The sequence below is a fragment of the Microcystis flos-aquae FACHB-1344 genome, assembly GCF_014698375.1.
Taxonomy (GTDB): Bacteria; Cyanobacteriota; Cyanobacteriia; order Cyanobacteriales; family Microcystaceae; genus Microcystis; species Microcystis aeruginosa.
In genome coordinates this window covers 1-10,639 of record NZ_JACJSW010000039.1, presented here as the reverse complement: position 1 = coordinate 10,639, position 10,639 = coordinate 1, and the positions used below count along the sequence as shown (strand labels likewise).

General features: G+C 45.7%; 7 protein-coding genes and 2 pseudogenes. 5 read left to right on the top strand and 4 right to left on the bottom strand.

Going from position 1 to position 10,639, the window contains the following annotated elements; all coding sequences use genetic code 11:
* Nucleotides 1–190: 190 nt before the first annotated feature.
* On the bottom strand, nucleotides 191–1,996 hold the full coding sequence (locus tag H6G48_RS02630) for an aspartate kinase (RefSeq protein ID WP_190718772.1): 1,806 nt from the start codon (nucleotides 1,994–1,996) through the stop codon (nucleotides 191–193).
* Between the two features lie 491 nt (nucleotides 1,997–2,487).
* The gene (locus H6G48_RS02625; RefSeq protein WP_190718769.1) at nucleotides 2,488–4,005 is read right to left on the bottom strand and encodes an NAD(P)H-hydrate dehydratase; all 1,518 of its coding nucleotides are present in this window, start codon (nucleotides 4,003–4,005) and stop codon (nucleotides 2,488–2,490) included.
* A gap of 298 nt (nucleotides 4,006–4,303) precedes the next feature.
* Between H6G48_RS02625 and H6G48_RS25970 the strand changes: the two are divergent.
* From H6G48_RS25970 to gifA, 4 genes and pseudogenes are all read left to right on the top strand, one after another.
* Nucleotides 4,304–4,432 (top strand): annotated as a pseudogene (locus H6G48_RS25970) (RNA-guided endonuclease TnpB family protein); the annotation flags it as partial.
* 272 nt (nucleotides 4,433–4,704) lie between these two features.
* Nucleotides 4,705–4,891 (top strand): annotated as a pseudogene (locus H6G48_RS02620) (RNA-guided endonuclease TnpB family protein); the annotation flags it as partial.
* Nucleotides 4,892–4,958: 67 nt separating this feature from the next.
* A complete protein-coding gene (locus tag H6G48_RS02615; protein ID WP_004163689.1) occupies nucleotides 4,959–5,546 on the top strand; it encodes a hypothetical protein in 588 nt (195 codons plus the stop codon).
* Nucleotides 5,547–5,910: 364 nt separating this feature from the next.
* Nucleotides 5,911–6,111 (top strand): glutamine synthetase inactivation factor IF7A, encoded by a 201-nt coding sequence (gene gifA / locus H6G48_RS02610; protein ID WP_002758764.1) that lies wholly within the window; start codon nucleotides 5,911–5,913, stop codon nucleotides 6,109–6,111.
* 125 nt (nucleotides 6,112–6,236) lie between these two features.
* Here the strand turns inward: gifA and H6G48_RS02605 are convergent, their stop codons facing one another.
* Together H6G48_RS02605 and ahr are read right to left on the bottom strand one after the other, a co-directional pair.
* Nucleotides 6,237–6,971, bottom strand: a complete 735-nt coding sequence (locus H6G48_RS02605) for a Uma2 family endonuclease (RefSeq protein ID WP_190718766.1) — start codon at nucleotides 6,969–6,971, stop codon at nucleotides 6,237–6,239.
* Between the two features lie 28 nt (nucleotides 6,972–6,999).
* Entirely contained in the window at nucleotides 7,000–8,004 is a 1,005-nt protein-coding gene (gene ahr / locus H6G48_RS02600) for an NADPH-dependent aldehyde reductase Ahr (protein ID WP_190718762.1), read from the bottom strand.
* A gap of 399 nt (nucleotides 8,005–8,403) precedes the next feature.
* Between ahr and dnaK the strand changes: the two genes are divergently transcribed.
* Nucleotides 8,404–10,452 (top strand): molecular chaperone DnaK, encoded by a 2,049-nt coding sequence (dnaK, locus tag H6G48_RS02595; protein ID WP_190718760.1) that lies wholly within the window; start codon nucleotides 8,404–8,406, stop codon nucleotides 10,450–10,452.
* Nucleotides 10,453–10,639: the final 187 nt, after the last annotated feature.

Below are 10,639 nucleotides of genomic sequence, written 5' to 3'. Positions count from 1 at the left end.
TTTTCTAGAGCAGCTTCGGTAAATTTTTCTACAGTAGTCTGAAATACCAAAGCAACAATTGTCGCCACTGTTATCGGTTCCATAGATAAAATCGGGGTGATGAGGGTTAACTTATTTATCGGGTTTTTGGGGGTATAAGTTGCCAACAATTAAACAACTCTTACCCCCATCATAGAACTTGTAATTTCATTTAGGCGGGTACTTCAATTTTACCCTGTCCGGCCAATCCAAAAGCGGCATGAACCACTTGTAGGGCCCTGACTCCATCTTCCTGATTCACCACACAACTGATTTTTATATCAGAAGTAGCAATCATCAAAATATTAATTTTCTCCTTTGCTAAAGCTTCAAAAAAGCGTGCTGCTACCCCCGGTTGTCCTTCCATTCCCGAACCAACAATGCTCACTTTGGCCACATCATTATTAACCACCACTTCCTGTAAACCCAAACTTTCCGATAGTTCTAAGAGGATTTTTTGGGCTAAATTAGCATCAGCTTGGGGTAAAGTAAAAGCGATATCCCGTCGGGGAATACCATCGACAATGCGACAGCGTTGGGATTGAATAATCATATCAACACTGACATTTTTTGCCGCTAAAAGCGAGAAAATTCTCGCCGCCATCCCGGGGCGATCGGGGACGTTACGAATGGCCATTTGGGCCTGATTATTATCTAGGGCCACTCCCCTGACTGGGACTAAATTTTTAGGGATTTCGCAATGAGCAACTTTAGCAGAATACTCCACTTGAAAAGCATCACAAAGGACTTTAATTGCTTTTTCTCCGTCCGCTTCATCGATGACACAACTGACTTTTACTTCAGAAGTGGAGATCATTTCGATATTAATTGCCGCTGCGGCCAAAGTGCTAAATATTTGGGCAGCAATTCCAGGCCGGCCGATCATACCCGCGCCGGTAATGGCGATTTTAGCGGCCCCGGATTCGATGATCACTTCCGCTTCCTCTGTATTAGTGGGATGGGAACGTAAAACCGGCGCGATCGCTTCGGCCACGGATTGGGCTTTTTTTAAGGCATTTCCCATCACAGTAAAGGCGATATCGTTGCTGTCACCCTCGTGAATCGATTGAATAATTAAATCCACGTCCACCTGTTGATGGGCGATTTCCCCGAATAAACGGGCAGCGATACCGGGACGATCGGGAACCCGTAAAAGGGCGATTTTCGCCTGATTACCGTCAAATTCCACCGCATCCACTGCTTTTGTCAATTCCAATCCTTGCAGGGTGCGCGGTTTCGGTGCCGGGGATGTCACCCAAGTACCTGGAGCCTCTGTCCAACTGGAACGGACAACCAGGGGAACCCCGAAATTTTTGGCGATTTCCACCGCTCGCGGGTGGAGAACTTTCGCCCCTAAACTGGCTAATTCCAGCATCTCATCGCAGGTGATTTGGTCTAAAAGACGCGCTTCGGGGACTAAACGGGGGTCAGTGGTGAGAATACCGGGTACATCGGTGTAAATTTCGCAAAAATCGGCTTTTAAGGCGGCCGCTAGAGCCACGGCCGAGGTATCAGACCCACCGCGCCCCAAGGTGGTAATCTCTAATTGATCACTATCGCTGACACCTTGAAAACCGGCGACCACAACTACTTTACCTTCCGATAGATGACGGGAAAGGCGATCGGTTTTAATTTCTAAAATACGGGCCCGACTATGTTCGGATTCCGTGACAATTCCCACTTGAGCGCCGGTTAGGGAGATGGCCGGTTGTCCGATTTCCTCTAGGGCCATACTCATCAAGGCGATCGTCACCTGTTCCCCCGTGGATAATAACATATCCATCTCCCGGCGCGAGGGTTCGGCGGCGATCTGTTTGGCTAAATTGACCAATCCATCGGTGGTTTTACCCATGGCAGAAACGACCACCACCACGGTATTTCCTGCTATTACCGTATTTTTGACCCGTTGAGCTACCGATTGAATGCGTTCTACGGAACCTACCGATGTACCACCGTATTTTTGGACAATTACAGCCATAGTTGTCAGCGCTAGAGACTTTCTATCTTTATTCAATCTCCAACTTATCAAAATTCCTTAACGATAAGTGGTTTTGGTTAACATTCCTTATGTTTTATCTCAAATGCCGACTATCTAAATTAATCCTTAAGACTGCACCGGAGAAGGGAGCGCCGGAGCTAGGTTGAGGCAGTCCGAGCATTTGTACTAAAATACCCCTACTCAGTTTAAATACAGTACAATTATGCTATTTTAATAGTATTTTTATCGTTTCCTCGTCTTATTTCTGCGTTTATTAGGTGGATATTATGAAAGATATTTTCATGTTAGATACAGTAACAATTATCAATTCTGATACTCCCTTAATCTTAGGACTGATTCATGGTAGGGTTAATTCATGAATTAACCCTACCCTTGATAAGGGGGGAAATCTGACAATTTTTAACACCTACCTACTTAATCCTTTATCTATTTTACTCGGTTTTCGGGGCGCGTGTGTTTCCCCTCGGAGTTTAATTTAAATCTTTAAGGGCGGCAAATAAATAATTAGCTAAAGTCACTCCATCTACTCCTAATTCCGTCCTTTCTTTGGCCGCTAAAATGCCGGCTTGAGCGTGTAAATAAGCCGCTAATGCGGTTGCTTCCGGGGCATTATCCTGCATTTGGGTTAAGAATCCGCCGATTAATCCCGTTAAGACATCACCACTACCACCTCGCGCTAAAGCGGAGGTACTTTCGGGGATTATATACATTTTACCTTCCGGGGAGGCGATTATAGTTCTGGCTCCTTTTAATAAGACAATTGCACCACTTTGTTGAGATGCTTTTTGAGTGATATTAATCCTATCTTGAGAATCTGATAAGTGAGGAAATAAGCGTTTAAATTCTCCCCAATGAGGCGTTAAAATTGTCTTATTTTGGCGGGATGATAATTTTTCTATACCGAATTGAGCCAAAATATTTAAAGCATCGGCATCGAGTATAATCGGTTTATCACTATCTAAAACCTGTGCGATAATAGCGGGATTTTCTGTGGTTAATCCAGGACCACAGGCGAGGACATGATAATTATTTAATTCTAGGGGAAGTTCGGCAATAGCTCCCGTGGCAGTTTCGGGACAATCGATAATTAATGCTTCTGGTAAATGACTAATTAATAAAGATTTAAGGGCAGCAGGAACGGCAATCGAAAGCATTCCCACACCACTACCTCGCGCTCCTAATCCGGCGAGAATTGCCCCCCCCGCATAACGACGAGAACCACAGATAATTAATAAATGTCCCTGCTGATATTTGTGGGTAAGTAGAGGACGGGGTAAAGGTAAATAAGGGCGAATTAGATCGGGATTAACCCTCAGAATTGGCGGTGAATCTTGTAAAATTGTTTCTAGGTCAAGGGGACTAATTCCTATGTCAATTAACTCCACTTTACCTAGATAGGGTAAGGCCAAATCTTGGAAAAAAGCGCGCTTCCAGAGTCCCAAACAAAAGGTATGAGTGGCTTTAATTGCCGTGCCTAAAACCTCTCCGGTGTCGGTGTGAATTCCCGAAGCAATATCGATACTAATTACCGGTTTTTGCCAACTATTAATTTTATCGACTAATTCGGCAATATCTGCCGATAAAGTCCTTTCTAAACCAAAACCGAAAAGACCATCGATAATTAACTGACAATCCTCTAAAGATTCTAAAGTTTTCTGAAAAATTAAGCCTAAATGCTTGACATAATTAGCCTGTTGTGCTGTTAAATCCTTGAGTTTGGCGATCGGACAAAAAAGAGATACTTGATAACCGGCGAGATGTAATTCTCTAGCAATCACGAGAGCGTCGCCGCCATTGTGACCAGGGCCAACGATAACGCCGATTTTGGGGAAATTAGCCAAAGAATAGGACTTTTTAAGCTGTTGTGCCGTTAACAGGGCTGCCTTTTCCATCAAAGCGGCCACAGGCATACCAGAGGCAAAAATCGCCCCTTCAATGCGACGCATCTGCTCGCTATTAACCACGTTGGACCGGTAATTGTAGCTCATTCGGGGGATAAATTGCCTATTAACAGGTCTAGATGACTTTTTTGCCGAAAAACTGCTAATTAGACCCTATTTTCACCGGCTCAAGGCTGGGTTGGGTGATAATAACCAGATCATTCTGTCTAGTTTTAGCTTGACGGTAAGCAGTGGATATATTGATTAATTCTCGTAGTTGCTGACCGAAAATTTGGGTTTAAGGTTCCCCGTCATGCCCGCTTAGGATCGGGCGGCTTTAAGACATAATATTGTCATTTTATTTCTTTTGCCCTAAAATATTGATACTCGGTCAGGCAGTCTCAAAATATTTGTCCTTGAACACAAAGTTAAGCCAAAACCTAATCAGATAGAAGCCATTAATCAGGCAATACGGACAACTCAGTTTGTTCGGAATAAAGTTCGGCGTTATTGGATGGATAATCGTGGTGTTGGCACAGGGTAAGCGCATCTTAACAATCCTTGACAAAATGAACTTTATGTGAGTTGCTTACCCACGATTCAGGCATATTTGAGGAGAATTTGCCATCTCAATTGTTAAGCAAAAATCGACCCATTTGGTCGATTTCGTAACTATTCTGATGGACTGGTATCACTTGAAATGCCCACGCAGATCACAAAATTGGCCAATTGTCAATAGCGTTTGAGATGCTCTCACCCTGGGTGTTGGCAAAACAGAGTTAATTCCGATGGAACCGTTTTTAAACTCAAGGGTTGCAATATTTGGGAAATCATCTCAACGGTACTGTTGGGCAAACAGAAACCGACCCAAACGCATAATAGAGAGTCCAGTCTCTGGGGTTTCAGTGGAGACATTGAGAATCTAAGTTGTCTCGTCGAGCAAGGAATTTACGATAGTGATAGGTCAAGAATCCACCGTCACAGCGTAGCTTGACGGTGGGAGTATGTCAATAAATTATTCTATCATAAAAAGAAATCCTCTCTCAGGTAAGAGCGGTAGTATGGCTTACTCGACACAGCAGTTAATTGAAATCCTCGAGCGAGAAATGCACGCCACTTGCAAAGGGGAACGTCTGTTACTCTCCCCGGCGGAGCGCATTGATAATCCAGTGATTGCCAAGGCGATCAATCTAGAAAAGGTGGGCAAAGTCTTCGCCTATCAGGATTTTCGCCGTCAAGTTCACGATTATCAACAAAAATATCAGGTTTCGGGCATTATCTGGCGTGTTTGTCAATGGGGCGATCGCACTCTCCGTTATCCCGAAATTCATAATCAATTAGTTGCCGTGGCGGGTGACAAGGAAATTCTCATGGCTGCCAAAGCCTCGGTTTTAGAGTTTTGGAACAGTATCACCCCTAATATGAATTTTTGGTGGGCGCTTAACTCCCGTCGTCCCATTTCTGCCGATTCTCTAGCCGAATTAGTCGCCCAGTCCGAATGGGCGGAATTAGATGTGGCGCGCACAGAATTATATCTCGGTCTCTGTTGGGGTAATCCTTTAGAACACCAGTATCAATGGGCGCAACCCTTTTCCGGTTGTCATCGTATTATCGCCGCCGTCGATGAACCTAGTTCGATTAAGGTATAAAGGCGATTGATGTCTTGGGGTTGGGAAGTGGGGTATAGGGTGTGGGAAGTGGGGTGTTGGGGTGTTGGGGAAGTGGGCAAGTGGGCAAGTGGGAAAGTGGAGCATTTGGCTGAAATTTCCCTAAACCCCTAAACCCCTAAATCCCTATCACCCCAAAACCCCCCGCAACGCGCACGCAGTGGTCTCCCCATTCCCCCATCTCCCCATCTCCCGAATACTGACGACCGACTCCTATTGTAAAGTTTTGTTAATTTTTCTGGGATTAGGGCATTTTGTAAAAATAGATACAGAATTGTATGTTATATATATTTAGTAGGTGATTAAAAAAGTTCGAAACACTATTTGCAGCTCGGAGGAAATGATTATGTCTACAGAACAACAAGCTCGCGCCTTAATGATGCGTCACCACCACGCCGTCAAAAATCGTCAACAATCGATGTTAGGGAGAAGTGCTTCTGAAATCGGTATTGACAATGACAATGGCTACGGGGAAACCGTTCAACGTCGCTTCTCGGCCGACTTTTCTTCACAAACTTACGATCGCTCTGGTGTTACTCTCAGTTAGGGTCTTAGATTTCGCCAAAGTGTAAGCTTTCAATCTTAGAATTAAGTGAACAATCAGCCCACACAAACCGATCTCGGAATGTGTGGGTTTTCGGTTTTTAGAGATAGGGGTCATTCCTAGGCCGATTACGGGGTTTCATCGGGATTTATGCCTAATTGCCGTAATTGCGCCGCTAAACGTTCCGCCCGTTGATGTTCGCTTTCAGCGTTCTGACGTTCGATTTCGGCTAATTCCGCGGGTAGAAGGATTAAATTGCCGTCTAGGTTATAAAAACGTAGCCAAGGGGCTTCTTCTCGTTGGATGCTGCCCATCCAGACTCCTAACCATAATCCCAAACGTTGACACCATAACCAACCGCGATGGTCGGGAATAATTTTTTGATAGCATTGATTTTGGTCTAAAGCCCAACCTTGCAGGGAAGTGGCATCAAAGGGATTATAAACGAAGTATTGGGAACAGCGAAAAGTCCGCTCATAGAGGTCTTTTTTGGTATTTAAATCGATTTTTGCGGTGCTTTCTGACATTAATTCCACGATCACATCGGGATAACGTCCGTTTTCGTTCCAAACCACCCATCCTTGTCGTTTATAACTACCATCGATATCGAGGACAACGAAAAAATCGGGGCCACGAAAATCTTGATTAAAAACCCGCTCACGGCTAAAGTAAATAAACATATTACCGCCAACGAAAAAGTCTTCTCGATCCTGATAGGCTTGTTCGATAGAATCGATTAAGACATTCATGGCCTTGCGGTGACGGTGTGTTTCCAAAGGTTCTCCATCGTCAAAAATCAGGTCTTCTGGGGGAATGGGGGGTTCTTCCCAATCGATAACTGGAGGAGTGAGGGGTTGAGTCATCGGGGTTACGTCCAGGATAGAGATGGTTTTATTTTATTTGCAAGACGAGGCGATATTTAGGTTGTCCAGTTCTCAATTTTTCCATGGCTTCATTCACCTGCGAGATAGGATAGGTTTCTGTAACGGGTTCAATGCCATGGCGAGAGGCAAATTCGATCATTTTATTAATGGTACTGGGACTACCCAAAGGACTGCCAGAAATCGATTTTTGACCCATAATCAAGGGAAAAGCATAGGTAGCCATGGGTTCAAGAACAGCCCCAACAATGTGCAGACGACCTTTGGGACGTAAACAGGCGATATAAAGACCCCAATCGAGATTAACGTTAACGGTAGAGATGATGAAATCAAAGTAATTTTGTACCGATTGCAAAGCTTCGGGGTCTCTGGAATTGATAAAATGAGTCGCGCCTAATTCTTTTGCTTCTGTTTCTTTGTCGGGACTACTGGAAAAAGCGGTTACTTCGCAGCCCCAAGCTTTGAGAAATTTTAAGGCTATATGGCCCAATCCACCAATACCAATGACACCAACTCGCGCCGTGGGTTTAATATCAAATTGGACAATGGGATTAAAGACGGTTATACCACCACAAAAAAGCGGGCCAGCTTTGGCAGCATCTAACTGGTTCCCCAGGGGAATTAACCAACTATGATGAGCGCGGACTCTGTCGGCAAAACCGCCATGGCGACCGACGATAGTTCCTTCGGCAGTAGCACAAAGGTTTTGATCCCCTGACATACAAGTTTCACAGGTCGAACAGGAACGGGAAAACCAACCAAGACCGACTCTTTGCCCTATCTTTAATTCTTTGACTTTAGCACCGAGAGCGGCGATCGTGCCGACCACTTCATGACCGGGGACAAAGGGATAGGTGGTCAGTCCCCAATCGTTATCGAGCATACTTAGGTCACTGTGGCAGATGCCGCAATATTCCACCTCGATTTCCACATCTTCATCCGCTAATATACCCGGATCGTAGTCAAAAGGCTCTAGTTTTCCCCCTTTTTCTCGGGCAGCATAGGCTCTAATCATGATTAAGTCCTCTAGGATCGGTTTATTGGTTATCTTATCCCAAATTTATCGAAAATTCGGGTTAAGAAGATTGGGCAATAATTCCACTGCTAGGGACATCAACATCAAGGAAGTCCGCTCGTGATCATTAAAAAAATCTTAAAAACGGCAATTTTAAGAATAGCCAGAGGCGATCGCTAACTGGCAGCATCAGCAAAATTACTGGTTTTGGGTTACTCTTGTATATAGACTGGTCGCCGGCCGCTTGCGGACTTTACCGACAAGTTTTGTTAGGATCGGATAAAAATTGTCCTGTTTCATCCCTGGCAAGATTAGACGAGGTAAAAATCCCGTTGCTAATTTTGGGATAATTTTTGTAAATGATTATATCCTATTAACTACCATTATTATCAGAGCGTCATGGGAAAAGTCATCGGCATCGACTTAGGGACAACCAACAGTTGTGTTGCGGTACTCGAGGGAGGTCAGCCGATTATAGTTCCCAACTCGGAAGGGGGAAGGACAACTCCTAGTATCGTGGGATTCGGCAAGGGCCAGCGCCTAGTGGGACAACTGGCCAAACGTCAAGCGGTCACTAATGCCGAAAATACCGTCTATAGCATCAAACGCTTTATCGGTAGGCGTTGGCAAGACACCGAGGTAGAAAGGGGACGAGTTGCCTATCATTGCCAACGCGGTCGCGATGATACCGTCAATATCAAAATTCGCGATCGGGAATTTACCCCCCAAGAAATCTCGGCCATGATCCTGCAAAAATTAAAGGCCGATGCTGAGGCCTATCTGGGAGAACCGATTAACGAGGCCGTGATTACAGTTCCCGCCTATTTTACCGATGCCCAACGTCAGGCCACTAAAGACGCGGGGATAATCGCAGGACTAGAAGTATTAAGAATTATTAACGAACCCACCGCCGCCGCCCTGGCCTACGGCTTAGATAAACAAAACGAAGATCAACATATCCTCGTTTTTGACCTAGGGGGAGGAACCTTCGACGTTTCCATCCTGCAACTGGGGAGGGGAGTCTTTGAAGTGAAAGCCACCGCCGGCAATAACCATCTTGGGGGGGACGATTTTGATAACCTCTTAGTGCGGTGGCTGGTGGAGAACTTTCAAAGCCAAGAAAACATCGATCTAGCTAGCGATCGCATGGCGATCCAAAGACTGCGAGAAGCCGCCGAAAAAGCCAAAATCGAGCTTTCTAGCCTGATTACCACCTCGATCAATCTCCCCTTTATCGCCGCCGACGAAACCGGTCCTAAACACCTAGAATTAGAACTAACTCGCGCTAAATTCGAGGAATTAACCAGAGAATTAGTGGAAAAAACCCTCAAACCCGTACAACAGTCCCTCAAAGATAGCGAACTGCAGCCTAGCGATATCAATCGTGTCATTCTCGTCGGCGGTTCCACCAGAATCCCCGCCGTACAGCGATTAATCTCCCGTTTCTTTTCTGCAGGCCAGATCGATCGCTCTGTTAACCCCGATGAGGCCGTTGCTTTGGGGGCAGCGATTCAAGCGGGAGTTTTAGGTGGAGAAGTAGAAGATATCCTCCTCCTCGATGTCACCCCCCTTTCCCTCGGCATTGAAACCCTCGGCGAAGTTTTTACCAAAATTATCGATCGCAATACCACTATCCCCACCAGTAGATCTCAGGTTTTTTCCACCGCTGCCGATGGTCAAACTTCGGTGGAAATTCATGTTCTGCAAGGGGAAAGGGCCATGGCCCGGGATAACAAAACCCTCGGTAAATTTCTCCTGACGGGAATTCCTCCCGCTCCTAGGGGTATGCCACAAATCGAAGTGGCCTTCGAGATCGATGTTAACGGCATCTTGAAAGTGGCCGCCAGCGACCAAGGCACCGGCAAAGAACAAAGCATTTTAATTAGCCATACTGGAGGGCTGAAACCGAACGAAATTGAAAAAATGCGCCTAGAAGCCGAAAAATACGCCGAATTTGATCGCAGTCGTCTGCAAATGATCGATATTCGCCACCAATCCGATAGTCTTTTCTATAGCTACGAAGTCACCCTCAGGGAAAACAGTGAGTTAGTCGCCCCCGATATCCGGCAACTGGCCGACCAGAAGCGGCAACAGTTGGAAATCGCCCTGCGCGACCCCTCCCTATCGCCTGAAAAGCTAAAAACCACCCTGGAAGAATTTCGTCAGATTGTCCTCGAAATCGGTACCCGCATCTACACGGGTAAACAAGAGGAAACCCAACCCCTCAACGGGACTGGTTTTCAATCGATCGATGTCACCGAAAAACTGACCCGACCCACCCGCACCCAAGCCACTTCCTCCAATACCTTCGCCAAGAGGCCAACCCTCTCCCAGACTAGAACCAGAACCTATAGTAATCTGGAAACTAAATCCGGCGAATCGGGCAGTGATGATCACCCCTACGATGGCGAAGAAATGAGTGCCAGTGACTACGAGGCCGTAGATTAAAAAGGGAAAAGCTATCAGCCTTTTCAGTGATCAGTAATCAGTAATCAGTGATCAGATGTGAGTTTTCAGCTTTTTTCTCCCATCTCCCCACACCCCACACCCTGACAGGTGTAGGTTTATGACAAAGAGGTGAGCAGTCACACACTCAAGGTGAGAAAATCAAGCTAGAGATTTAGAGGAGCATCGT

Excerpts from the sequence above, each read along its gene's own strand:
- gifA (WP_002758764.1), top strand. The coding sequence starts at position 5,911 with ATGTCTACAGAACAACAAGCTCGCGCCTTAATGATGCGTCACCACCAC.
- H6G48_RS02625 (WP_190718769.1), bottom strand. The coding sequence starts at position 4,005 with ATGAGCTACAATTACCGGTCCAACGTGGTTAATAGCGAGCAGATGCGT.
- dnaK (WP_190718760.1), top strand. The coding sequence starts at position 8,404 with ATGGGAAAAGTCATCGGCATCGACTTAGGGACAACCAACAGTTGTGTT.
- H6G48_RS02630 (WP_190718772.1), bottom strand. The coding sequence starts at position 1,996 with ATGGCTGTAATTGTCCAAAAATACGGTGGTACATCGGTAGGTTCCGTA.
- ahr (WP_190718762.1), bottom strand. The coding sequence starts at position 8,004 with ATGATTAGAGCCTATGCTGCCCGAGAAAAAGGGGGAAAACTAGAGCCT.
- H6G48_RS02605 (WP_190718766.1), bottom strand. The coding sequence starts at position 6,971 with ATGACTCAACCCCTCACTCCTCCAGTTATCGATTGGGAAGAACCCCCC.
- H6G48_RS02615 (WP_004163689.1), top strand. The coding sequence starts at position 4,959 with ATGGCTTACTCGACACAGCAGTTAATTGAAATCCTCGAGCGAGAAATG.